This window comes from Synechococcus sp. CS-1326, assembly GCF_025128115.1.
In the GTDB taxonomy this organism is placed as follows: Bacteria; Cyanobacteriota; Cyanobacteriia; order PCC-6307; family Cyanobiaceae; genus Regnicoccus.
In genome coordinates, this window is the sequence record NZ_JAHLYV010000027.1 from 192,065 (window position 1) to 216,175 (window position 24,111).

Consider the following 24,111-nt stretch of genomic DNA (forward strand, 5'->3'; position numbering starts at 1 on the left):
ATGACCCTGGCCTATCTCGATTGCCCCACGGGTGTGGCCGGCGACATGGTGCTCGCGGCCCTGTTCGATCTGGGACTGCCTGCCTCGACGGTGGAAGCCCCCCTGGCTGCCCTGGGGTTGAGCGGTGCCTACCGGCTGCGGATCGAGGAGGCCAGCAGCGGTGGGCTGCGCGGCCGCCGGCTCAGCGTGGATCTTCTGGAGCCCCAGCTGGAGCATCGTCGCTGGCTGGAGCTCCGAGGCCAGATCGATTCCAGTGCGATCGAGCCGCCGTTGCGTCAGAAGGTATTGGAGGTGTTCGGGCTGCTGGCCGAGGCGGAGGGCGCCGTGCATGGCCACCCGCCTGAGCGCGTGCATTTTCATGAAGTGGGGGCCGTGGATGCCCTGGTTGATGTGGTGGGGGTCTGCGCCGGCCTGCTCCATTTCCAGGTGGACCGCCTGATCTGTGCCCCGCCGCCGGCCGGTCATGGTGTGGTGGCGACAGCCCACGGCCTGCTGCCCCTGCCGGCGCCGGCGGTGCTGGAGCTGGCCCGCCGCCATCGCGTTCCCCTGGCCGGCGGGGATGGCCGGCCCGCCGGTGAACTCACCACGCCCACGGGAATGGCACTGATCGCAGCCTGGGTGGACGGTTTCGGGCCGGCCCCCGCCATGGTGCCGTCGGCTGTGGGGATCGGCCTCGGCCACCGTCAGCTGGATCGTCCAAACCTGCTCCGGCTTTGGCTGGCAGCGGAAGCCATGGAACCGGAGGGAGCGGAGCTGGTCCCGGCTGCCCGGCCGATTCTGGAAACGGTGTTGCTGCAGCAGGCCCAGATTGACGACGCCACGGCCGAGGATCTCGCCTTTCTGGTTGAGGAGTTGCGTGCGGCAGAAGCACTGGAGGTCTACAGCCAGGCGGTGCAGATGAAAAAGGGCCGATGCGGCGTGTTGCTCACGGTTGTGGCCCAGCCGGAGCGGGCTGCTGCGTTGCGGGCGATCTGGTGGCGCCATGGCAGCAGCCTGGGGGTGCGTGAGCACCTGGAGCAGCGCTGGTGTCTGCCGCGCCTGCAGCGACAGGTGAGTACGGCCTGGGGAGAGGTGCGGATCAAGTGGGTCACCCTGCCGGATGGCAGCCACCGTTCCAAGCCTGAACACGACGACCTGGCCTCCCTGGCCAGGGCCCATGGCCTGAGCTTGCAGGAGGTGCGGGAAGCGGCGCTGCGCGCCCTGGCCGGCGACAATCCAGATCCCAGCAGCGACGCGGCCCGATGATCAGACGTCCCAAGCTGGCTCTGCCCAGGCTGGCTGTGCCCAAGCTGGCTCTGCCGGGGGGGGCGCGGGTCTGGGTGAGTCTGCTGAGCTTCGGCTTCGTTTTCGCCGCTCTGCTGGGCAATGGCGAGCAGCTGCTGGCCCTGCGCCTCGATCCCCAGGGCTGGCTCTGGCTCACCATGGGAATCGGCTTCAGCCTGCTGAGCCTGGTGATCTGCGGGATGGCCTGGGCGGTGGGCTTGCGCTGGCTTGGTTTTCGGCCGGCCTGGGCCGCCTGTGTCCGGTTCTATCTGCGCAGCAATCTTTACAAGTACCTGCCAGGTGGCATCTGGCACCTGGCAGCCCGGGTGCAGCTGCTGCGTCGCAGGGAGGAGGCTGCCCTCCCCGGGGAGCTGCCGCTGCTGGCCGTCGCGCTCTCCACTCCTCAGGCTGTGGTGGCCGTGATGCTCGATCCGGTTCTGGCAGCCAGTGCTGCCTTGCTGCTGGTGCCCTTTGCTGGCTGGCAGAACGGCCTGGCCCTGCTCGCCCTTCTCCCGGCTGTGCTGTTGTTGCCGCGCTGGCTCAATCCCTTGCTGGGGCGGTTGGAGCGGCGCCGGGCTCGGCAGCTGAAGCTGGAGGAGCCTGGGGGGGATACCCCGGCCCCGGCGCCTTTCTCCCTGCCGGGGTATCCCTTGTTGCCCCTGCTGCCCCAGTTCGTTTTCGTGCTGCTGCGCTTCGGCGGTTTCGCCTGCTGTGTGCTGGCCTTCGATCAGCAGCTGAGCCTGGGCTGGCCCGGTTGGCTGGGCGGCTTCCTGCTCGCCTGGACCGTGGGGCTGGTGGTGCCGGGTGCTCCAGGCGGCCTGGGGGTGTTCGAGGCGATGCTGCTGCTGCTGCTCGGCGCCGAACTGGCTGAGGCTCCCCTGCTCGCGGTGGCCCTGAGTTATCGGCTCGTGGCCACCCTGGCCGATCTGCTGGCGGCCCTGTTGGCCCGCCTGGATGGCCTGCTGGTGGCGGCGGCGGCTCGGAACCGATCGCTGGCGAGCTGAACCATCCCCGGAGGCACCACCGGTTCCGATCTTCGCAACAAGGCCTATTATTGAGAACGCCCGGCCTGGCGCTGTGCCCTTGTCCGTTTTGATCGACTCCGCAGCTCCGTCAACCGAGGTCCTGGCCGCTCCGCTGGCAGCGGGCGAGTTGCGCGCCAGCCTCCATGGCCGTGGCCAGCGGCTCACTCCCCAGCGCCAGCGGGTGCTGGCCCTGTTCAAGCGGATCGGGGAAGGCAGCCACCTCAGTGCCGAAGAGGTGCATCAGCGACTGCTCGGCTCCCAGGAGAAGGTTTCCCTGGCCACGGTGTATCGCAGCCTGCGGCTGTTGAGTTCGATGGAGCTGCTGCGGGAGCTGGAACTGCCGGAGGGGGGCAGACGCTTCGAACTGGCCGGTGACACCCACCGCAACCACCATCATCTGGTCTGCGTCGGTTGCGGTCGTACCGAGGAATTCGAGAGTTCGGCGGTTCTCGCGGCGGGAGAGCAGGCGGCGCTCGGCCAAGGATTTCGCCTGATTGAGTGCGTGCTGAATGTGCGGGCGCTGTGCCCTGGCTGCGCCGCGGTTCAGAACGGTTGAGGGGGGCTGCTCAGTCTGGGCGGAGCGGCCATGGCCTGGCCCGGGTTGATGGCCCGGCGCCTGGCAGGGGGAGAGCTGAGGCCATGCTGCTGGTCGGCCCAGTGGGCGGTGAGGGCTGCCAGCAGGGAGGCACGATCGCCAAGGATCCGGATCATGGCCTGGTCGGGTGGGGGACGGGTTCCATCCTGCGGGGATTCCAGGCGAGCCCGGGAGTTGATGGCACCGGCGTTGAGCCCAAATGACACCGCTGTCGGTGCCGCCGCCGGTCGATCGCCGGCCGACCGACTTGCAACAACCAGTTGCTATTGAGAACCACTTGCAAGAAAGCGGGTTGACTGTCTAGATTGCGAGTCATTCGCAACAGTGCTGGGTCCGTGGCCTTTCGCTTCCTGCCTGATTCGCCTTCCACCGCCGTGCGCATGCCTGTCGGTCAGACCGTTCTGCTCGATCCCGCTGGCCGTCCCGGCGGCTGTTGCCTTGAGGTGCTCGAAGGGGTGGCCAGGGTCTATTGCCCCTGCGAGGAAACCGAGGGGATGACCCTTGCCTTCCTTCAGGCCGGCGACCGGCTGCGTACCGACCGTCTCTGCAGTGAAGGGGTCTGCGTCGAGGCGCTCACTCCGCTCCGTTTCCGCAGCGACGGAGAAGCCGGCGAGAGCGATGGTTTCGATCCTGTCAACGAATGGACTCTGCAATTGCTTCGCATTCGCCATCTCGGCAGTGCTGAACAGCGGCTCCATGCCCTCTTCGGCCTGCTGGTCCGTCGGCTGGGCCGCCGTTGCGGTCCCTGGTGTGATCTGCCATTCCGCCTCACCCATGAGCGGATCGGAGAGCTGATCGGCACCACCCGCGTCACCACCACACGGCTGATTTCCCGGATTCGCCAGGCCGAGCTGCTGGAGGCTCCCAGCGGCCAGAGCGGCCTGCGTCTGGCGCCGTCCCTGGTGGAATCGGCTCCCCTTGCGCTCGGCTGAACGGAATCCCTGCCCCATGACTCTTTCTCCTTCCTCTTCTCCTTCTTCTTCCCTGTCCCCGGCGGGCCCTGCGGTTCTGGCTTGTCCGCGGCAGCCGGTTCACGTGGCCGACAGCCTGCTTGGAAGCCTCTGCCGCGAGATGGGCCGCCTCCTGAGCCGGCGCAGCCAGATCCAGGCCCAGGTGTCCCGTTGCCGTGATGCCGATCTGATCGGCCGGCTGCACGGCGAACTCGACCGCTGCGCCGAGCGCCAGGCTGAACTGCGCACCGTGGTCAGGGCCTGGCAGGGCCGGCCCGGACTCGATCCCGTCGGGATCGCCTTCCTGCTTGAACTCACCCGCCGCACCAGCCTGGCCTGAGCGACAGCGCTTCAGGAGCAGGAGGCCTGAGGCTGAGTTACTCCCCGATCTTGGACGGTGCCGCCTGACCGTTTGCCAGTTCGGTATCGAGAATCAACAGAGCGGCAGGATTACCGGCGGCCAGCCGCAGACGACCGAGAAGATGGGCGGCTTCATCTTCCGAAGCCGTCTGCTTGTCGATCAACGGATCGAGATAGACGGTGGTGCGCACATCACCGGATTGCTCCGCCATGGCATAGAGCTGATGGAGTGATGTGGTGACATCCACTTCCATCTGAAAAACAGCCGCCAGGATGTCTTCGATATCACTCCACACCTGTCGTGGCGCCAGGGTCGCTCCCAGTGCCACAGGCTGTCCCCTGGCAATCAGGTAGTCGGCGAACAGGCCGGCATGGTTGCGTTCCTGATCGGATTCCTGCTTGAAATGATGGGAGAAGCCGCGTAATTCACGCTCGGCGAACCAGATCGCCAGGGCCCAGTAGGAGGCGCTGGCGTTCAGTTCCATCGCCAGATGTTGCTGCAGTGCCTCCAGCAGCGACTCCTGGATCGGTTGAGCCACAGGCCTCCCACCACTCTGCAGGCTGCCGGCAACGGGCTGGGTGCTCAGGGTCATTGTGCTGATCGTTGGTTTGAACTCAGCGTAGGGACCCAAGCGGGCACCAGGCCCAGATGGGAGATCCATCCTGGCTCGATGTTCGATTGGTTACAGCCGGGGGTGATCATGGTTGCGGCTGGGGGGTGATGGCCTTCTAGGGTTGAACCAACCACCTCCGATGGCATGGCCGATCTTGCCCCCCCTCCCGAACCTGCCGCTGTTCGCGCCCTGCGCCAGGATCTGATTCGGGTTTCCAAGAAGAAGGGTTGCAAGCAGTCGAAATGCTCCCACTGGAAGGGCGGTTGTTGCCGCTGTGGCCGCGACTGAGCCCACCCTCAGTTCTGCTTCCGGCTCCGAGCTCGGCTCCAGGCAGCGTCAGTGCTCAGCAGTTTGTCTCTGGGATCTGATTGGTCCTCTCCAGTGGTAAGGAAACAAAACTCCTTCTCTGCCTGGATGTCATCCATCGACCACTCCCAATCGGCCTGCCATGCTGGTCGACATTCAATTGAACTTGAGGGTCTCTGGCATCGCTTTCCCAGCCAGTTAGGGTCCACGGATTGGGTTCTCCAGGGCGTTGAACCATAACTTGGTGTTGGTGAGTTGGTGGGATTGCTTGGTCCCTCTGGTTCCGGAAAAACGACACTTCTGCGCTTGATCGCTGGAGTTGGTCGACCGGAGCGAGGCGTGATCCGTCTGGGCGGACGCGAAGTGGTGGGACCCAGCCGCTGTTTGCCACCGGAACGGCGAGGTGTCGGCATGGTTTTCCAGGATTACGCCCTGTTTCCCCATCTGATCGCCTGGGAGACCGTCTGCTTCGGTCTTCCGCATCGCCAGAACAAGGGACGCGCTTCCCGCTGTTCTGGCGCAGTGCGGCACCAGCGGTCTGCTTGTCACCCACGATCCTGAGGAGGCCCTGGCGATCTGCAATCGTGTCGCTGTGCTGAAGGATGGTCGCCTCCGTCAATGCGCCAGCCCGCGAGAACTGGTCAGTGGGCCCGTCACGTCCTTTGTTGGGAGCTCCGTGCTGCAGTGCAACGTGTTGCCTGCCTGGTGGCAGGGTTGCGTCCTGCACACCCTGCTGGGGCCAACTCAGTCAGTGAACGAATCAACCTCTCTTACGCTCCCGGTGGCGTCAGACGTTTCTCTGGAGGGGCTGGCAAGCCCAGATGATCTTGATCTCTGCCCTGGCAATGGAGGAGTGACCATCATTGTGGGAAGGCAGTTTCTCGGCCGGCACTGGCTCGATCAGGTGGGCCAGGGAGGGATACGGCTGCGGGTGCGCCAGCCCATCGATACCTCCCTGCCGCTGGGTCAGCGCTGTGGCCTGCACTTGCGACCTGTCGCCGTGGTGCACACCTGTCCTGCCCGGAAGTGCAGTGGGGCACATTCACTTCCAGATTGAACAAGAAAAACTCCCTGACCCCACCAGGTGAGGGAGTCCGTCACCATGGCCATTCTGGAATGGAGCCGGCAGAGGTCTGTCGCCGATAACTCCCAGCTCTGTCGGCAAAGGCACCCATGCCAGGTGCGATTGAGAGAAGTTGTGATTGACAACATCCACAGCCTTGCAGCGCCGGCCCACTCGAGTGGCCAGACAGAAGCGGCTGAATTCAACCACCACGTTCAGAAGCTTGAGCGTGCGGCCATCCATTGTTTGGTTGAACTGGAAGTCGATTGCCCACACATGGTGGGGGTATTCAGCTCGAACGCAGCGGACGTCTAGCGGCTCAGGCCCTGAACAAAAACCGTCACAACAGCTGTCACCATGACCCAATGCCAGCCGCGCTTTCCGGTGGGATTGCATCCGTCGGCGTTGCCTGTGGGTGCGCCGGTTTCATCCACGTAGGCCACCGGCTGCTGACGGGCGAAAGCGGTGGCCTGATGCATGGGCTGCTCCAGTGCAGCGCTCAGGCACTGGCGGATTGCCGCAATGGCGACGCGACGGCTCTCTATTCCCAGCAGCTGAACCAGCAGCGCCTGGGTCTTGCTCAAACTCAAGGGGGGAAGGCGCAACCCAGCAAAACCACCAAGGCAATGAGCCGAGGCTAGCGGCGACTGAGCTCCACATCCACCGGCAACGCCGCGCAGGTGCTGGTGGAGCAGCAGGGGCACACCAACCGGTGCAGCCGGTACGCCTCATAGGAGAAGCCGAGCCGTTGCTTGATGAGCAGCACTCCAAACGCCAGCCTTACAGGCTTTGCGGGGGCACCAATCGTGGGGGTGAACTTAGCTACAATTTGTTTCTCCCAGCTCTGCCCAGGGCACCTGAGAAAAGAAGCGCACTCAGCGGTTGTCCGGGTCCAAGGTCCAAGGTGCCCCCAAAATGCACGCGGAATTCATCGATTGAGACCTGTCGGTATGATATTAACGGTATATCTGTACTGATCAGCAGGTGCAGCAATCATCGATTGCCCAGCGCGCAGCCAGTTTGTCGGGGTTCGAATTCTGAAACAAGTTGTGTCGCAGTTGACCTAACTTTGTCAGGAATCCCCAGGAGTCTGTTGCCCGGAGCACGTAATCACCCGGTCACTATCCTAAGCGATGATGCTGAAGTTTGAGTCACCCAAGAACCCGCCGCCGCCGACAACGACGGCGATGTGAAACAGACCGCCTGGATTGGAACCGTTCTGATCGAAAAAGAGATTTTCGCTAATGTCATCGAACAGAAACTGACCGTTGGTTCCAAACGTGGCAGGAATGCCGTTACCGAATGCGAAGGGGACGGCCCCCCCAGCAACAAGTCCGCCGCCGAACGCGGATGCGGAGATGGCAATCACGTCATTTGCGTTTACCCAATCAGTAATCCTGTCAGGTAGGTTCTGAAGAACGGAGAATTGGAACCTATCGATACCCAATCCGCCAGTCAACGTATCCGCTCCCGCCTTGCCGTCCAACGTATTGGCCGCGCTGTTCCCTACGATCGTGTTGGCAAGCGTGTTGCCGGTCCCGCTGATTGCGGTAGCACCCGTTAGCGTCAGCTTTTCAATTGTCGTTTCGAGAGTCCGTGTGACACTCGCCGTGACCTCGTCACCCGTGCCGCTCGAGTCCACGATCGCATCACCCACATTGTCAACAACGTAGACGTCGTTGCCCGCTCCACCCGAGAGCGTATCCGCGCCAGCCTTCCCGTCGAGAATGTTGTCGCTCGCATTGCCAGTAATGACGTTAGCGAGCGTGTTGCCCGTGCCGTTGATCGCCGCCGATCCTGTAAGCCTCAAATCCTCGACGAAATTGCCGAGCGTGAAGCTGATCGAGGACTGCACCAGATCGACGCCGACCGCGTTGACCTCGGTAACAGTGTCGGACAGTTCGTCAACGACATAGGTGTCGTTACCGCCCAGACCCCGCAGAACGTCGCCGCCGCCCACGCCGCCGTTCAGCACGTTATCCGCGCCATTGCCGACAATCGTGTTAGCGAGCGTGTTGCCCGTGCCGTTGATGTTCGCCAGACCAAGCAGAGTGAGGTTCTCAACATTGGCAGTCAGTGCATAGGACACCAGGCTGTCAACCCGGTCAATGCCTTCGCCTGAAAGTTCAACGACCGATTCGCCAGTCACATCAACTTTGTAGACATCGTTGCCCGCACCGCCGACCATGATGTCCACACCGGCAGCGCCGTCCAGGATGTTATTCCCGGTATTGCCGACTATCCGATTGGCTAGCGCATTGCCCGTGCCGTTGAGGTTTGCTGCTCCCAAGAGCGTCAGCTGCTCCACCTCCGCCGCCAGCGCCGCGATGGTAATTGTGCTCTCGATTCGATCGGCGGTGCCACCGCCTGGCAGTTCGACAACCGTGTCGCCGGTCGCATCCACGAGATAGACGTCGTTATCGTCGCCGCCGGTCATCGTGTCGTTGCCAATCCCGCCATCGAGCCGGTCATTGCCGATCCCGCCGGTCAAGAGGTCGTTGCCCGAGCCGCCCTCCAACGTGTCATTGCCAGCTTCTCCGATGAGGGAATTCGCAAGCGACGTGCCCACAATGCGGTTCGCCAACCCATTGCCAGAGCCTTGGAAGGCAAAGCCTGTCAGGGTGAGGTTCTCAATCTGCGAGAAGATGCTCAGCGTCGCGTTGAAATTGGCCTGGATAGCATCGATACCAGACGAATCAAAAATGACATCGCCCAGCGTATCAATGACATAGGTATCAATGCCGGCTCCGCCGTTCATCGTGTCGACACCAAGTCCACCGTTCAAGGTATCGTTGCCGTTGCCACCGCTGAGTGAGTTGTTCGCAGAATTGCCGGTAATGACGTTGTCGAGGGTATTGCCAATGCCCGTAACTGCTCCGGTCAACAGGGTCAGGTTCTCGACATGGTTCGTTAACGTATAGGTCGCAAGGGACGACTGCACCCAATCCCTCGATCCGGCCGAAAAGCTCCCGTTGGCTTCGACAACCAGATCACCAGTCTGCCCAACGAAATAGGTATCGTTGCCATCGCCGCCAGTCATGGTGTCATTGCCCAGACCGCCATTCAGGACGTTGTTGCCCAGATTTCCAGTGAGGCGATTGTCCAGCGCGTTACCCGTGAGATTTAACCCGAACGTTGGAAACAGCTCGGCATTCTCTATGTTCGCGCCGAGCGTGTAATTGAAAATGGTTGAAATGACAGTATCGACACCACCCGCTGGTCCCGCCAGCGACTCAATCACGGCATCTCCGGCATCGCGGAGGAAATAGAGGTCGTTGCCGCCGCCGCCCATCATCACGTCGTCGCCCAACTCGCTGCTCAGATCGCTGGTGCCCAATACATCGTTGCCCAATCCGCCGATCAGCGTGTCATTACCAAAGCCCCCGAGCAATACGTTGTCGCCGTTGTTCCCCGTAATCGTATTGTTTAAGTCGTTACCAGTTCCATTGATGTTCGCGTCGGCCAGCAGAACCAGATTCTCCACTGCGAAGGGAAGCGTATAGCTGATATCTGTCTGTACGATGTCTGTTCCGTCGTCCGTGTTTTCCTGAACCAGATCAGCTGCGTCGCGCACGATATAGGTGTCGTCTCCGTCGCTGCCACGCATGGTCGTCACGCCTGCCCCGTTGGCGCCGCCGTCCAACGTATCGTTGCCGGAGAAGGGCGTCACGCTGCTGTCGACCGTGAATTGCTGGGCGAGCAGGTCGCTTACGTTTTGAGGTCCATCTATGACATCGTTATAATTATTTGACGCCGAAACCTGTATCCCAATCACATTGCTGCCGCCCAAAACAAGGCCAGGCACGATCAGGTCGAATGTCTTTGCAAACTTGCCTCCAAGCGTGCCCGTGGCGACGACCTCGCTATACTCATTAAGGACAAAGGCTGGGGTGCTTTCGAAGGAAAAGGGGGTATTGACCCCATTCACAGAGACATTAAAGAAGAATGTCGTATCTGAAATATCGACGCTGTCGTTCGTGAAGATGTCGAACGAAACGCGGACACGGGTGCTTGTTCCAGACCCCGGCGCTTGGTCGCCGCCCGGATCGAACGACTCGAACTGTAGCTTGAAGTTATCTATCGGCGCAAATTCAGGAGCAACATCAATAGAAGAGTTGACAGTTATTTCGTGAAGCGTGGACTGAATCCCGCCGCTTAGGTAGTCCGTCCCAGCGCCCGCAAACAGCATGTCGTCGCCGCCCTCGCCGAAAAGCCGGTCGTTGCCATCGCCACCTTGAAGAATGTTCGCAACTTCGTTGCCAACAAGCCTGTCGTTAAAAGCGCTGCCGACTGCGTTTTCAAACGTGCTGGGTTGGATGAACGGCAGACCTCCAACACCAAGGGCTCCCAAACGAATCGTCCGCCCATCAACATTGAAAGACCGAATGACACCAGACGATGCACTGGATAGTTCTGCGCTGACGCCGGCCCCTGCAAGCGAAAAATTCACTGTATCGATGCCACCCGAGTCGGAGAGAAAAACATCTCCGCCGAGGCCGTCGCCATGCAAATAGAATTCATCATCGCCCTCGCTACCAAACACTCTGTCGCTGCCCTCGTTGGCATAGATGGTGTCGTTGCCCCTGCCGCCATCGATCAAGTCATCGCCGGCCCCGCCATCGAGGAGGTCGTTGCCTGTTACAGCGCCTCCTGCTTCATTGTCGCCATAGATGGTATCGTTGCCGCCACCGCCGAGAAGGATGTCATCGTCTGCTCCGCCTTCGATGAAGTCGGTGCCGCCTGCTCCGTTGATTAAATCGTTAAGGGCAAAGCCTTTGATAACATCCATGAAGGCGGTGCCGAACAGGATATTATTAAGATTGTCGCCGTTAAGAATGGCCACGCAGGCATACCAGGTTTCATCGGAGACACTTTACACAATCCAAGCCCAGCTGCGGGCACCCGGTCAGGAGGCTGTTGCGTATTGATCAGCGCCCAGGCCCTCCACAGCCGCTCCCAATTCCGCCTAAACCCCCTGTCGCTGCATTGTTCTCAGTAGGACTAATGGCGCTGGTCAAGTCCACCTCCTCCCCCCCCCTGGAATCCCGACCAGACGCTGCACTTCACGCCGATAGCTGTCGAGTGGCTTACTGACAACTCACTGCACTTTTTTTTCCGGATCAGGCCGCTAAACTTCATCTCGAGACTATTCACGCAGTCAACCGGCAGGAGGATCAACGTCTGCAGAAGCCGTACGCCCCAGGATGATCGTTCTGCTACTCCTGTACGCCTACTGCACCTGGCTTCCCAGTTCCCACCTACCTGGTCCCATGCCTGCTTGTAGGAGGCACCAGATCGAGAATGCCTGCTGGGTTGCCGCTTGCTTATGGGTTCTCACAGGCAACTAGCACCCTAATGAGCGATTTCTACCAATGTCAACTCGGCGTCCAGTCTCGAAAATGCCTTTTACGAGGTCGGCTCTGTCAAAGGCCGGGGATGGCGAACCTGGCCAAGTGGTGCCTGACCATACCAAGTTGTAAGCCAGTGCCAGCATTTTAAGGGCCACAAGCCACGAGCGGATGCCCAGATGTGAGCGGCAGCAGGATGGCGAGATGTGTGGGCCGCTGTGCAAGTTCGAGTTCATCGATGACAAGGAGAATTGGCATTATCGCTAGGGCAGGCGGGTCGATGAACTCCCGGAAGAGATGCACGGCCGCTCCACTCTGTTGGAGTGGATCCGCAAGGCTCAAGCGGAGCTTGAGGTAAAGGCTGCTGAGCTGAAGGCTTCAGAGGCTGAGGGCTGTGATGATGAGTAGCGGATCTAGCGGGCCTCACGCCGGGCCGGTGATGCCAGCAAGCAAGTGGATGAGTCATAGCCGCTTACGGTCGGGACTGCCCTGGCTGCAGAGCCAGAATCACCTGCTCAATTGACAGAGATGGATCATCTGCTGATGTTGAGCCGTCAACTCCCAAGGGATGTATTTGGTCATCCCAAACCCCAGGCCCAGCGCAATGTCACAGACCCAGGTAACCCCATCTTCAGTGGATCTGGCAGCTGGATTCAGGCCTACGACTCCCAGGCGAACCTGCCTGACATCAGGCTTGACTGGCATTCAGTGAATCCAGTATTGGTGATGCCCTGGATCATCCACCCAGGGCTTGTCTCCATTTTGCCAAGATTGCCTAGAGAACTATTCAGATCTGGATGATCGAATCTGAGCTTGTGGATTGATAGATGCAGGCGATCATGGCTCTAGGGGCAGTGTTTGCGGCCTGTCCTTCAGTCTTCTCTTCATGAAACTGAATGATGTCACATCGATGGAGTAGATGTCGCTCGATATTGTTTGTTTCAGTTGCCAAGGCATAGATTCAACGACTGGAACTTCACAGGTGCTGATTCAACTCAATGGCTGTTTGCATTTTCTTCGCTACCACCACCGGAAAACGGAAGCTGTCGCCACCCGCCCGGCGGAGCTGATCGGCTCAACGGCCATGCTGAAGGATGTGGATGATCTCGCGGTCACTGAGGATCTGGCCGGAGGGTCAGATTTGATCTGTTGTGTGCCCACCTGGAATACAGCAGCCGATTCGATGCGTTCAGGTACAGCCTGGGACAGTCACTTGGAGTTGATTCCTGATCTGCAGATGGCAGGACGCTTCGTGGCCATCGTGGGATTGGGTGATTCGTTATCTTATCCTGCCTATTTCTGTGATGCCATGGAAGAGTTGTACACAGCATTTCTTCAGTCTGGGGCAACAATTGTTGGCAAAGTATCTCCTTCAGGCTATATCTACTCTGAATCGAAGAGCCTTGTGAATGGCCTGTTCTGCGGGCTTCCACTTGATGAAGACAGTGAGCCGGACCTGACAGATGAGCGACTGATCAGCTGGTTGGCTCAACTGAGGCGTGAAGCTCCTCGCATGTTCTAGCTCACCCCTGGTGATTTTGTCCTCGCCATCTCGCATCAACCCACAGTGTTTTCCAGGCATTTGTTTCCACCAGCATTTCCAGATGTTCACTGGTGAGGCACCGCGCATCATCCGGGTCGGCTCTGAGTGAAAGAACCGATAGCCTTTCCATGCACCAATCCCGGAGCTGGGTGAGTTGGAGAATTCGGTTTACGAATTCTTGCTCCTCTGCAAATCCATCCATCCTGTCTGCCTTGCTTCTGGATAATCATTGTCTCGGCTGCGGGTATGCCTGAACGAAAGTATGTAACCGTCTGGAGTAGCGAACTGAACACCGAGGCGTGGAGGCATTGCTCCGTTCGAGCCCGGGCTCGGCACGGCATTGCTCTGCTCTGACAACTGAGTGTCCCGGCATCAGGGAACCACGTAACACTGAGCGGTAACACATCTTGTATCATTGCTCAAGCGATTGGGTATCTTTTGAGTATTGAGATTGGAGCGATTGCCGCGATTGCCGCGATTGTCTAGAATTAAGAACTTTCCCTTTGTCATGCATCCAGTAAACACTTCAATCGCCTTGTTTCTTGGGCTTGGCATCGTTGGCGCTGCCACTCCGGTCTTTTCTGCCACTATGAGGGTTCCAGTTGAAACAGCATCATTCGGCAGTGGAGCAATTGTTGGCCTCCCTGTCGAGTCCGACGGCTGGCTTCTGAGCCAGGGCGGCGAAGGTGTTGAGGCTGCGGCCAAGGTTGAGGAGATGAGTGCCGGTGAAAAGGCCAATGCCGCCTTCGTGAACAGGCTCGGCTCCCAGCAGCTGCTGGCGGCATTGCGCTCGGGCGGGAACATCATTTACTTCCGCCATGCCCAGACCACCAAAGACTACGCAGACCAGGCCGATCCGAAGATGAGCCTGGCGAGTTGCGAAACCCAGCGCAAACTCAGCGCAGCCGGCATCGAACAAGCCAGAGAGATTGGCAAGGCCCTCCAGACGCTGATGATTCCGGTCGGCACTGTCCACAGCAGCCAGTATTGCCGCGCCTGGCAGACGGCTGATCTGGCCTTCGGACGGCATCAACAGTCTGCCAAGTTGGATTTTCTTCCCTTCGAGGATTACACCGACGCTCAGATGGCTGAGATGAAGGCCAATCTGCTGCCCTTCCTCATGGCGCCTCCCAGGCCGGGCACCAATACCGTGGTTGTTGGCCATGATGATCTCTTTGAGGCGGCAACCGGCATCTATCCAGATCCCCAGGGAATCGCCTACGTGCTCACGCCCGACGGCAAGGGAGGTTTCACAGTCCAGGCCAGCCTGAAGCCGGATCAGTGGGCCAGCTTCTGATGACTGATCGGTGAAGCCTGTTCGGTACTGCCTGTTCGGTGCTGGATTCCTGGCGATCCCCCGCCTCCTGTTCAGGGGATTTCGGCCATCGTGAACAACCGGTCCGGTGTGTTTTCCCTTGGTTCCCATCACGCCGTCTCCCTTGCCGCCTCAGCCCGCCGCCATGGTCTGGGTGATGCCTTGCCCTGCACCCAGTGATTGGGAGCTGATCGGCGACGTGCCGTTGCCGCGCGAAGGCCGTGACGGCCAACCGCTGGGTGGTTTTTCCGCCGCTGCCCTCGATTCAGACGGAACCACCCTCTGGCTGCTCAGTGATGCGCCGCTTCCTTTTCTGGTTCCGCTTCACGGCGTTGATCGCCTGGGCTCTCCCGCTGCGCCGCCGCCTGTCTTCGGTCGTCGCCTGCCGCTCAGCGCGGCCAACGGTCAGCCCTTCGAGCAACCCCTGGACGGCGAGGGGCTGGTGTTGCGGGACCGGGAGTTCTGGATCGTCAGTGAGGGGCGCCGCACCACGGAGCAACCCGCCCGCTTGATGCGTTTCGATCGGCGCAGCGGCCGGCTGCTCCAGTCCCTGGAGCTCCCGGACGACTGGCGTGCCCAGCCGGGACGGGGGCTGGATGTGAACCAGGGACCGGAATCGCTCACCCTGCTGCCGCCCCAGTTCCACACGTTGCTGCTGGCTGCAGAGCGGCCCTTGCTCCAGGATCCGCCCGGCCAGGTCCGGCTGCTGGGCTTCGGCCCCCTGGCGGGCGCCGTGGCTGGCTTGTCGCCGCAGACGCCTGGCTTTCAGCCGCTTGGGTCGTTCGACCTTCCCCTCGGCGGCCCCCGCTGGGGCCTCACCGACCTGCTCGCCTTCCGCGGAGAGAGTGGCCGGGCTGGAGTTCCGGCTGGTCTGCTCGGACTGATCCGCGGCTATGAGGCCCCGGCGCGCTGGTGGAGCCGTCTGGTGCTGCTGCCCACCCCTGGGCCCGCCGTCCCCGCTCCGGGCCCGTTGCAGCAGTGGGACCTGCTGGCTGCCGGTCTCACTCCAGAGAACTGGGAAGGTCTCGCCGCTGGCCCGCCGCTGTCGGATGGACGACCGACGTTGTTGCTGGTCAGCGATGACAATTTCAATCCACTCCAGGCGAACCGCCTGGCCCGCATCGCCCCCCGCTGCCGGGCGCCCCGATGACCCTTCCCCGCCGCCGCTTTCTGGCTCTGCTCGGCTTAAGCGGTGCAGCCCTGGCGGCTCCAGGACCGCTGCGATCAGGCCCTGTCGTTGCCCGCAGCCCTACCGCTGCCGTCTTGCCTTTCCAGCCGGTTCTGGCCCCTCTCCCCCTGGCCAGCGATGGCCTCACCGCCGCTGAGCAGCGCCGGCGCCATGGGCGCCAGGTTGTTGAGGACCGGCTGGTGGTGCCGGAGGGCTTCCGCTCCGACCTGCTGCTGGCCTGGGGTGATCCCCTCGGTGACAGCCGGGTGGGCTACAACAACGACTTCCTGGCCCTCACCCCCCAGGGCCCGGGCCGGGCCCTGCTCACCATCAACTTCGAGTACATCAGCGAGCGCCCCTGGCTGGAGGGGTTCGCTGAGGTGGTGGGTCAGCCGCTGCCCTTTGCGGAGCTTGCTGAAGCACTTCAGCCCCGCGGTGGGCGGATCGACTGCACGGACCTGGCGGCGGCGGACCCCCTCTGGCCCCTGCTGCGTGGCGTTGTGGACCAGGCGATGACCGACCTCGGCATCGGCGTGGCCAGCCTGACGGCGGCACCCGGCGGGGGCTGGTTGCGCTCCCCCGGCCCCCTCGATCGTCGGATCACCGGCATCAGTGGCCTGAGCCGGCCGGAGCAACGCCTCAAGGTGAGCGGGCCTGCGGCCAGCGTGTTCCGCCGCCGCCAGCGGCTCGGCTACGACGACGGCCTCGCCGATCGGGTGATCGGCACATTTGCCAACTGCGCCGGCGGCACCACCCCCTGGGGCACGGTGCTGAGCGCCGAGGAAAACTTCCAGACCCATGTTGTCGAGCCGGTGTATGCCGACGGCAGCTCCCAGCACCCCCGCGAGCGGCCCCTGGCCTGCCGGCCCGGATCCTTCAGTGGACTGGGCAACGTGTATGGCCTGGCCGGCAACAAATACGGCTGGATGGTGGAGATCGATCCGGCCGATCCCACCGACCCCGGCACCAAGCACACCGCCCTCGGCCGTTTCCGCCATGAGGCGGTGGCGGTGCGGGCCGAGGCGGAGCAGCCGCTTGTGGTTTACTCCGGCTGCGACCGCCGCGGCGGCCACCTCTACCGGTTCGTGAGTGCCGGGCTGGTCAAGGATCGGCGCGACAAGCGCAATTCCCGTCTGTTCGGCCAGGGGCGGCTGGAGGTGGCCCGATTCTTCGCCGATGGGAGCGGCAGCTGGATTCCGCTGCTGCCCTCCACTCCCCTCGATCCCTTCCTGCCTTCGGGGTTCGGCAACGCCGGATTGTCGGTGCCCGTGATGCTTCCCAACCCCGACCGGCTCCAGGCCGGCGGCGTCGCCTTCCTGGACGATGCCGGGGTGGGGGCGTACGTGCGGCGCTTCCCCACCCTGGCCGCCCTCTATCCAGGTCATGGTGAGGAGCAACAGGGGGCGATCCTGATCGATGCTCACCTGGCGGCCAATGCGGTGGGCGCCACCCCCACGGCCCGGCCGGAGGACACCGATCTCGATCCGGTGACGGGTGACCTGTTGATCGCCTTCACCTCCGGCAGCTCCGACAGCGAGGGCGGCGCTGACCCGGCGATGTTCCAGGGGCCGCAGGGGGAGATGACCTGGCCCCACGGTTTCGTGATGCGGCTGAGTGAAGCCGGGCCCGCCAGCGAGGGGCGATTCCGCTGGCGGATGGTGGCCACCGGCGGTGAACCCTGGGCGGGGGGCATGGGCTTCACCAACCCCGACAACCTGGCCCTCGATCGGGCCGGCAACCTCTGGATGGTGACCGATCGCAGCAGTGGCTCCTCCTCCACCGATCTGTTCGGCAACAACAGCTGCTGGCTGCTGCCCCGCCAGGGGGGCGGCGCCGGTGAGGCCCTCTGCTTCGCCATCGGCCCGAACGAGTGTGAGCTCTGCGGTCTCGCCCTCGATCCGGCCGAGCGCAGCCTGCTGCTGGCTGTGCAGCACCCTGGCGAGGCCAATGGCACCCATCGGGCCGGCATGGAGGAGTTTCAGTCCTTCGAGCTGGTCGATCGCGAGGGCGTCCGCTTTCCCCAGCTGCGCCAGGTGTCACTCGGCTCGAACTGGCCCACCGGCGCCCCCGGCCGTCCCCCCCGGCCCGGCGTGGTGGTGATCCGCCGGCTGGATGGCTCAGCGTTGCTGAACACCTGAATCGGGATCTTCGAGGCTGGGCATCAGGGCGAGGGAGGCCAGCAGGCCCAGGGCCAGGATCAGCAGGGCCGGCACCAGGGCGGCGGATACCCGCTCGTCGCTGGAGTACTGGTAGACCCGCACCGCCAGGGTGTCGAAGTCGAAGGGACGCAGGGAAAAGGTGAGCGGCAGTTCCTTGACGGTGTCGACGAACACCAGCAGCCCACCCACCAGCAGGGGACCCCGCAGCAGGGGCAGATGCACGCGCCGCAGCACCTGCAGCCAGCTGCAGCCCAGCCCGGTGGCGGCTTCATCGACGCTGGGCGGGATGCGCTCGAGAGCAGCGTCCAGCCCCCCCTTGGAGACGGCCAGGAAGCGATCGCCATAGCCCCAGAGCAGCAGCAGCAGCGGACTGAATCCCAGTGGACCGCCGATCAGCATCAGGGCCAGGGCCAGCACGGTGCCGGGGATGGCATAGCCCATGCCCGCCGCGAAGGTGAGCTTCCGCAGGATGGGCTGGGGAATCCAGCGCCGGGCGATCGACAGCAGCAGGGCGGCCGCCACGGTGACCAGGGCTGCCGCCAGGGCCAGGCCAAAGCTGCGCAGACTCAGGGCCAGCAGGTCGTCGAGGGAATCGCTCTGCAGCTGGTCCCGGCTCACGAAGGCCCAGGTGAGCGGAATCGCCAGGCTGGCCAGGGGTGGCAGGAGGGTGAGCAGCTGGGCGGTGGCCCGTCGCCAACCCCGCAGCTGCCACTGCAGGGGGCTGGCGCCCTCGTTGCCCAGATTCCAGCGTCGGCTGCGCTGGCGCAGCCAGCGTTCGGCTCCCACCAGCAGGCTCACCATCACCAGGGCCAGCAGCGCCAGCCCCACGGCGCCCTGCAGGTCGCCTTCCCCCTGCCAGCGTTGCAGGATGCCCCGCGAGAGGGTGGGGACGCCGAGCAGTTCCACCGCACCCAGCTCGTTGACCACCTCCATGCCGCTGAGGGCAACGCCGGCCCCGATCGATGGCAGGGCCAGCGGCAGAGCCACCCGCCGGAAGCTGCCCCAGGGTCCCACCCCGAGGCTGCGGCAGGCCTCCAGCTGGCGGCGGCCACTCACCGAGAAGCTCTCGGTGGACAGCAAAAAGACATAGGTGTAAGTGGTGAGGCTCAGCAAGAGCACGGCCCAGCCGAGGCCATGGACCCGCAGGCCCCAGCGGCTGCCGAGGTCCACCAGCACGGCGGCAAGCACGAAGGCCGGTGCCGCCAGGGGAATCACCTGGGCCAGCCGCAGCCAGCGCCGGCCAGGGAAGTGGCAGCAGGCGGTCAGCCAGCCGTTGGCCGTTCCCAGGGCGGCGCCGATCAGCCCCACCGCCACCAGCAGGGCCAGGGTGTTGAGCAGTTGCTCCACCCCCTCCGCACCAAGCCTGAGCCTGCCGAGGCCGGTGCCGAGCAGGGCATAACCCAGCAGCACCAGCACCGGCAGCAACGCCAGCGCACAGACCAGCAGCACAGCCACCACCAGGGGTGATCGCCGGGGCGGGGCCGAGACCCAAGCTGCTGTCAGTGACACCATCGGCTGTTTCTACTTCCAGCCGTTCGATTCCATCATCAAGGTGGCCGCCTTGCTCCTCGATCCGATCTGCTCAACCGAGACGCCATCGGCCCGGAATGTGCCGAACCGCTTGAGGATGGGGTTGTCCCCGAAGCCCTTGAGCGGATACTCGTTGTTGGCTTCGGCGTAGCCGCGGCCGCCGGTGGGGGAAGCCAGGAATTCGATCAGCCTGATCGCTCCCTGGGGGTTCCTGGCATGGCGCGTGACGCCGGCACCGCTGATGTTGACGTGGGACGGATTGAGGTAAACCACTTTGAGCTGCTCGGCCAGACGCTTGTCGTCGGCGCCGCCTTCACCGGAGAGCATCCGGGCCACGTAGTAGGAGTTCACCACCCCCACGCCGCAATCCCCCCTGGCGACAGCCCGCGCCAGGGGCGTGTCGGAGGTGAAGAAGGGCTGCTTCACGTTGGCCACCATGCCGCGCATCCAGGTCCGGGTGGCCGCATCACCGCGCAGGATCATCTGGCTGGCCACCAGCGACTGGTTGTAGGGGCTCTTGCGTTCCCGCAGGCAGAGCTTGCCTTTCAGGCCCGGCCTGGCCAGATCGGCATAGGTGCGGATCGTGGCGGGATTCACCAGTTTGGGGTTGACCACCACCGCTCGCACGCGGCGGGTGAGGCCATACCAGCGACCCTTGGAGTCCCGCAGGTTGGCCGGCACATCCCGTTGCAGAGCGGCCGAGCGGCTGGGCTGGAACAGGCCCTGATCGGTGGCGGCGTCAAGGCGGGCAGCGTCGACGAGTACGAGCACATCGGCGGGGCTCTTGTTGCCTTCACTCTTGAGCCGCTCCAGCAGGGCGTCGTCCTTGGCCTCCAGCACGTTCACCTTGATGCCCGTGCGGGCGGTGAATTGGCGGTAGAGCTCCTTGTCGGTGTTGTAGTGACGACCGGAGTAGACGCCGATCTCAGCCGGTTTGCGGTTGGCCGGGGATTGCTGGGCGAGGCCGGCGCTGATGGCGCCGCCGATGGAAACGGCCAACAGGCCGGTGGTGGCAATCTGAAGGGACGTGAATGGAAATCGATTCATCCTGAGATTGATGCGCTTTGAGGGCGCTGGATCAATCTCCGGAGCGTAGGAATCGTGTGATCAACGTCTGCGACCAAAGGGTTCGGCTTGACGTGACAAATGTGACGAAGGGATGAAGCCTGGGGCGGCTCAGGCCCCCTGGAGCCCTCACCGGCGGGATCTGACCCGCACCGGCACCAGGGCTGGCTGCATCAACCCTCCACCGGAATTGTCGTCGTCAGAGTTGGCGGTGAGCCAGAAGGCGAGACCGAACAGGGCGAGGACCCCGGCGAAGAGCAGAAAATCGACCATGGCCCCGGCTCAATGTCGTCTCAGCGTAACCAGGTTCCACGGCTGAATTGTGTCGATGGCGGCGGATCTGCCCCGGAGAGGGGCTGACTCAGGAAAAACCCTTGCCGGCATCCTTGGCCACACAGGCCCTGAGCTGCTGCCGCAGGGTGGTGTGATCGAGGTTTTTGCCGATCAGCACCAGCTGGTTCTTGCGGGCACCGGTCCAGTCGCTGTCGTCGATCGAGAAGCGTTTGCCGGCCAGATGAAACACATGGCGCCGCTCGCTCTCGTTGAACCAGAGGATCCCCTTGGCCCGGAACACCCCCGCCGGGAGCTGATTGTCCAGGAAGTTCTGGAACTTGCGCAGGCCGAACGGTCCATCGGCGGCAAACGAGAGGGAGGTGAAGCCTTCGATCGCCAGGTGATCGGCCGGATGGCTGGAGTCCGCATGGTCGTGGCCATGGTGATCGCCGTGATCGTGGCTGTGCCCGTGATTGGGATCGTGCCCGTGATCGTGGCTGTGGTCATGATCGTGGTGAGGCACGGTGGCTGGCTGGGCCACCACCCGATCCGATTCGAACAGCCCGACACTCAGCAGCAGTGGCAGCGGCACAACCCCCTTCACGGAACGCAGGATGCGGGCCTCCGGTTTGATGCTGAGCAGCTGCTGCTCAAGGGCCTGGAGCTGTTGCTCGGATACCAGATCTCCCTTGTTGAGCATCAGGATGTCTCCATAGACCACCTGGGCCCGGCCCACCTCGCTGCCCAGCAGGGCCTGGTCAGAATTTTCGGCATCGACCAGGGTGATGATCGAATCGAGCCTGGTGCTGTCGCGCAGTTCACTGCCCAGAAAGGTCATCGCCACCGGCAGCGGATCGGCCAGTCCGGTGGTTTCCACCACCAGGTAATCCACCGGGTTGGGGCGTTGCAGGATCCGCTCCACAGCTTCGAGCAGTTCGCCGTTGATCGAGCAGCAGATGCAGCCGTTGCTGAGTTCCACCATGTCTTCGCCGGTGGCGATGACCAGGTCGTTGTCGATGCCGATCTCACCGAACTCATTCACCAGCACGGCTGTTTTCAACCCCTCCTGGTTGGCGAGGATGTGGTTGAGCAGGGTGGTTTTGCCGGCTCCCAGGAACCCGGTGAGAATCGTGACCGGCAATGGGCTGGGACGGCTGGTGATGCTGCTCATGGCCTGGGGAAGATGGCGGGAGATCGGATCGGATCAGTCTGGAGCCTGGCTGCGCCCAAGGCGCCAGGCCAGGCGGATGGCCTCGTCCCTGACCTCCCAGGCGTGGTGGGCGGGGTCGATCGGCCCCCGCTGCGGCACCGGCGAGAGGGCACGGTGGTCCATGGCACGGACCAGGTCACCGCGCCAGAGGCTGGCCTCCTGCCGCTGGAGCAGGGCTTCCGGGCCGCTGGCCAGGGAAGACTCCTCCAGGCGGCGCTCCAGCCAGGTCCATTCGTAGAGCAGCTCGTCGTCGGAGCAGCAGGCCAGCTGTGCGGTGTAGGCCGGATTGGTGGCCGGATCGCGGCGCCTCTGTCGCCCGAACGTCTGCATGATTTCGCGCAGCAGGCTCATGGGGTTGGCGGAGACGTCGTTCCATCCTGATCGGCGTGGGGCCGTTCGCTCAGAAGCTGAAGCTGGTTTTGATCAGGGCGCCCAGCTGGTTGAAGCTGTCTCCCGATGGCGTCTCCTGGCCGAGTGGCCGGCTCAGATAGAACAGAGCCGGCGTTACCGAGATGTTGTCGGTGACCTGAACCTTGTACCACCATTCCCACACGAAATTGCCGTCGTTCGGGCTGCCCCCTCCTTCCAGGGCGGTGGCGAAGATCGGCTGGCCGACCGCCATGCCCAGGGCGTTGCCCTTCCAGAACACATCGCTCCACTGCAGACCCACCATCCAGGATTGACTGGTACTGACGCTGCCATCGGGCTGGGTGTCGTCGTAGCTCGTGCTGTTGATCCCCCAGCCGGCGCTGATCGAGGGCAGCCAGCCGGATGCAGCCGGTTGCCAGTAGCCACTGAGGCCGAAGGCGTTGGTGCTGCTGGAGGGATTGTCCTCGAACACAGCGGCTGTCAATGGGGTGGCACCGGAGATGGCGACACCTTGCTGGATGTAGTTGTAGATCGCAGCCACGGCCCAGCGTTCGCTGGCATAGGCAAGCTGGGCGGTTGCGGTGCCCTGGCTGTTGCCGTTGCCGATCCCTCCGATTCCGGAATCCCCCAGGAAGCCTGTGGCGGCCACATAGGCGGCACTGAGGCTCCAGCCTTCGCTCTGCCACCAGAGGCCCGCGCCAGGTCCGGCGTTCTTGTTGTAACTGGATGGGATGCCGTTCAGGAAGAAGAAGTTGAGGATCGGATCGGTCACGTAGGCGGTGGGCCATACCGCCAACATGTCTTCCTGGCCGAGCCTCCCGCCGATCGTGGCGGTGAAATTGGCACTGAGCGGGAACTGGTAATAGAGCTTGTCGATCCCCAGCGCATCGGGGCCGGCATCCTCCTCAAACGCGATCTCCATGATCGAGAGATTGCCGGTGGGTCCGGCGCCGCCGAAGGCGCTGCTGCCGAAGTTGCCGCCCCGAAGCACCGTGCGGAGCAGATCCTTGCCGGTGAAGCTGGTGTCAAGCACCAGCTGCACGTCGTAGTTGAAGGTGGTGGAGCCCACCTCGGCCCGGGTCTGATCGAGCAGGGCATCGGCGCTGCCGCCAAAGGCGTTGGCTCCCACCACGAAGGTGGCCAGGCCGCTGAGCTTGGTGGTGGTGGAGAACTGACTCGCCTCCAGCTCACCCACCTTGGCTTCGAGACCATCGACGCGGCCCTTCAGCACGGCCAGCTCGGTTTCGAATTCCTTGATCAGGCGGCGGAGTTCGTCGGTCACCTCAGTGATCCGGTCGAGGCAGGCGTTGAGCAGGGCGGCAGCTTCCCAGCGGCTCAGCGGCTTCTTGCCACGGAAGCTGCCATCTGGATAGCCAGCCACGCAGCCGTAACGCTCCACCAGGTTGGCGAGCGCCTGGTAAGCCCACTCGGTGGGCTGCACATCGGAGAACTGGGTGATGCTGGTGACCTGCGGCTGGCTGATCGCCGCGCCACTGGCGGCATAGCGGTTGATGCCATCGAGGTTGAGCTGTGCAGCGGCTGCGCCCAGCGGAGCCACCGGCAGCAGCAGGCCGAAGGCGGCGGGAGCGATCAGGCGGGCCAGGGAGAGGGTCATCAAGGGGGAGATCCAGGTTGGTGGAACAGGCACCGCGGCCGGCCTGCTCAGACTGTGCAAAAAACGATAATAGTTATCAAAATCATCCTGGGTCCGATCGACCGGTTGCTCCTCCGGCTGTGCCATCACCATCGGTGCTGGGTCAGCCTTCGCCGCCTTCACCACCTTCACCGCCTTCTCCTTCCTCACCGCCTTTCTTGTCTCTTGATTAGGTAGCAAGATCCGCCGCCTGCTGCCTGTCGCCTAGACTGATACACATGTACCAGCTCTGATTGCCATGGCTATGAATCGGATCCAGTTCCAGTCGGGTCTGTCTCTGCCCAAGTTTATCGAGCTCTAC

At 63.0% G+C, this 24,111-nt stretch carries 22 protein-coding genes; 11 read left to right on the forward strand and 11 right to left on the reverse strand.

Features of this window, described 5'->3' with window-relative positions; genetic code table 11:
- The 3 genes from larC to KQ307_RS11165 all read left to right on the forward strand — a co-directional run bounded on the left by larC (position 1) and on the right by KQ307_RS11165 (position 2,844).
- A complete protein-coding gene (gene larC / locus KQ307_RS11155) occupies positions 1–1,245 on the forward strand; it encodes a nickel pincer cofactor biosynthesis protein LarC (protein WP_259701562.1) in 1,245 nt (414 codons plus the stop codon).
- A complete protein-coding gene (locus tag KQ307_RS11160) occupies positions 1,242–2,267 on the forward strand; it encodes a lysylphosphatidylglycerol synthase domain-containing protein (RefSeq protein WP_259701563.1) in 1,026 nt (341 codons plus the stop codon). Before larC ends, KQ307_RS11160 begins: the two co-directional genes overlap by 4 nt.
- An 88-nt stretch (positions 2,268–2,355) precedes the next feature.
- Entirely contained in the window at positions 2,356–2,844 is a 489-nt protein-coding gene (locus KQ307_RS11165; RefSeq protein WP_259727992.1) for a Fur family transcriptional regulator, read from the forward strand.
- Here KQ307_RS11165 and KQ307_RS11170 read toward each other — a convergent pair.
- Entirely contained in the window at positions 2,832–2,999 is a 168-nt protein-coding gene (locus KQ307_RS11170; protein ID WP_259701564.1) for a hypothetical protein, read from the reverse strand. The two genes, KQ307_RS11165 and KQ307_RS11170, sit on opposite strands and share 13 nt — an antisense overlap.
- A gap of 219 nt (positions 3,000–3,218) precedes the next feature.
- On the opposite strand from KQ307_RS11170, the gene KQ307_RS11175 reads away from it, so the two are divergent.
- Together KQ307_RS11175 and KQ307_RS11180 are read left to right on the forward strand one after the other, a co-directional pair.
- On the forward strand, positions 3,219–3,815 hold the full coding sequence (locus tag KQ307_RS11175) for a Crp/Fnr family transcriptional regulator (protein ID WP_259701565.1): 597 nt from the start codon (positions 3,219–3,221) through the stop codon (positions 3,813–3,815).
- A gap of 139 nt (positions 3,816–3,954) precedes the next feature.
- The gene (locus tag KQ307_RS11180) at positions 3,955–4,173 is read left to right on the forward strand and encodes a hypothetical protein (RefSeq protein WP_259701566.1); all 219 of its coding nucleotides are present in this window, start codon (positions 3,955–3,957) and stop codon (positions 4,171–4,173) included.
- 37 nt (positions 4,174–4,210) lie between these two features.
- Here the strand turns inward: KQ307_RS11180 and KQ307_RS11185 are convergent, their stop codons facing one another.
- On the reverse strand, positions 4,211–4,786 hold the full coding sequence (locus KQ307_RS11185; RefSeq protein WP_259701567.1) for a ferritin: 576 nt from the start codon (positions 4,784–4,786) through the stop codon (positions 4,211–4,213).
- A 165-nt stretch (positions 4,787–4,951) separates the two neighbouring features.
- On the opposite strand from KQ307_RS11185, the gene KQ307_RS11190 reads away from it, so the two are divergent.
- Together KQ307_RS11190 and KQ307_RS11195 are read left to right on the forward strand one after the other, a co-directional pair.
- On the forward strand, positions 4,952–5,095 hold the full coding sequence (locus tag KQ307_RS11190) for a hypothetical protein (protein WP_259727973.1): 144 nt from the start codon (positions 4,952–4,954) through the stop codon (positions 5,093–5,095).
- Positions 5,096–5,371: 276 nt separating this feature from the next.
- Positions 5,372–5,674 carry an ATP-binding cassette domain-containing protein gene (locus tag KQ307_RS11195; protein WP_259727974.1) on the forward strand — a complete coding sequence of 101 codons (303 nt, stop codon included), beginning with the start codon at positions 5,372–5,374 and terminating at the stop codon, positions 5,672–5,674.
- Between the two features lie 813 nt (positions 5,675–6,487).
- Here the strand turns inward: KQ307_RS11195 and KQ307_RS11200 are convergent.
- The 3 genes from KQ307_RS11200 to KQ307_RS11210 all read right to left on the reverse strand — a co-directional run bounded on the left by KQ307_RS11200 (position 6,488) and on the right by KQ307_RS11210 (position 11,019).
- Positions 6,488–6,781 carry a transposase gene (locus KQ307_RS11200; protein WP_259727975.1) on the reverse strand — a complete coding sequence of 98 codons (294 nt, stop codon included), beginning with the start codon at positions 6,779–6,781 and terminating at the stop codon, positions 6,488–6,490.
- Between the two features lie 32 nt (positions 6,782–6,813).
- Positions 6,814–6,942: a hypothetical protein gene (locus KQ307_RS11205; protein ID WP_259701570.1), complete on the reverse strand. Its 129-nt coding sequence runs from the start codon at positions 6,940–6,942 to the stop codon at positions 6,814–6,816.
- A 360-nt stretch (positions 6,943–7,302) separates the two neighbouring features.
- Positions 7,303–11,019 (reverse strand): calcium-binding protein, encoded by a 3,717-nt coding sequence (locus KQ307_RS11210; protein ID WP_259727976.1) that lies wholly within the window; start codon positions 11,017–11,019, stop codon positions 7,303–7,305.
- Between the two features lie 1,424 nt (positions 11,020–12,443).
- Between KQ307_RS11210 and fldA the strand changes: the two genes are divergently transcribed.
- From fldA to KQ307_RS11230, 4 genes are all read left to right on the forward strand, one after another.
- The gene (gene fldA / locus KQ307_RS11215; protein ID WP_311133758.1) at positions 12,444–13,046 is read left to right on the forward strand and encodes a flavodoxin FldA; all 603 of its coding nucleotides are present in this window, start codon (positions 12,444–12,446) and stop codon (positions 13,044–13,046) included.
- A gap of 472 nt (positions 13,047–13,518) precedes the next feature.
- Positions 13,519–14,364, forward strand: coding sequence for a histidine phosphatase family protein (locus KQ307_RS11220; protein WP_259727977.1), 846 nt, complete (start codon positions 13,519–13,521; stop codon positions 14,362–14,364).
- Positions 14,365–14,482: 118 nt separating this feature from the next.
- A complete protein-coding gene (locus KQ307_RS11225) occupies positions 14,483–15,532 on the forward strand; it encodes an esterase-like activity of phytase family protein (RefSeq protein ID WP_259727978.1) in 1,050 nt (349 codons plus the stop codon).
- The gene (locus KQ307_RS11230; protein ID WP_259727979.1) at positions 15,529–17,688 is read left to right on the forward strand and encodes a PhoX family phosphatase; all 2,160 of its coding nucleotides are present in this window, start codon (positions 15,529–15,531) and stop codon (positions 17,686–17,688) included. Before KQ307_RS11225 ends, KQ307_RS11230 begins: the two co-directional genes overlap by 4 nt.
- Here KQ307_RS11230 and KQ307_RS11235 read toward each other — a convergent pair.
- From KQ307_RS11235 to KQ307_RS11260, 6 genes are all read right to left on the reverse strand, one after another.
- Entirely contained in the window at positions 17,668–19,221 is a 1,554-nt protein-coding gene (locus tag KQ307_RS11235) for an iron ABC transporter permease (protein WP_259727980.1), read from the reverse strand. The two genes, KQ307_RS11230 and KQ307_RS11235, sit on opposite strands and share 21 nt — an antisense overlap.
- 9 nt (positions 19,222–19,230) lie before the next feature.
- A complete protein-coding gene (locus KQ307_RS11240) occupies positions 19,231–20,286 on the reverse strand; it encodes an extracellular solute-binding protein (RefSeq protein ID WP_259727981.1) in 1,056 nt (351 codons plus the stop codon).
- Positions 20,287–20,433: 147 nt separating this feature from the next.
- Positions 20,434–20,577: a hypothetical protein gene (locus KQ307_RS11245; RefSeq protein ID WP_259701579.1), complete on the reverse strand. Its 144-nt coding sequence runs from the start codon at positions 20,575–20,577 to the stop codon at positions 20,434–20,436.
- Between the two features lie 88 nt (positions 20,578–20,665).
- Positions 20,666–21,748, reverse strand: coding sequence for a GTP-binding protein (locus tag KQ307_RS11250; RefSeq protein WP_259727982.1), 1,083 nt, complete (start codon positions 21,746–21,748; stop codon positions 20,666–20,668).
- Between the two features lie 33 nt (positions 21,749–21,781).
- Entirely contained in the window at positions 21,782–22,138 is a 357-nt protein-coding gene (locus KQ307_RS11255) for a hypothetical protein (protein ID WP_259727983.1), read from the reverse strand.
- Positions 22,139–22,187: 49 nt separating this feature from the next.
- The gene (locus KQ307_RS11260) at positions 22,188–23,771 is read right to left on the reverse strand and encodes an iron uptake porin (RefSeq protein WP_259727984.1); all 1,584 of its coding nucleotides are present in this window, start codon (positions 23,769–23,771) and stop codon (positions 22,188–22,190) included.
- Positions 23,772–24,111 lie beyond the last annotated feature (340 nt).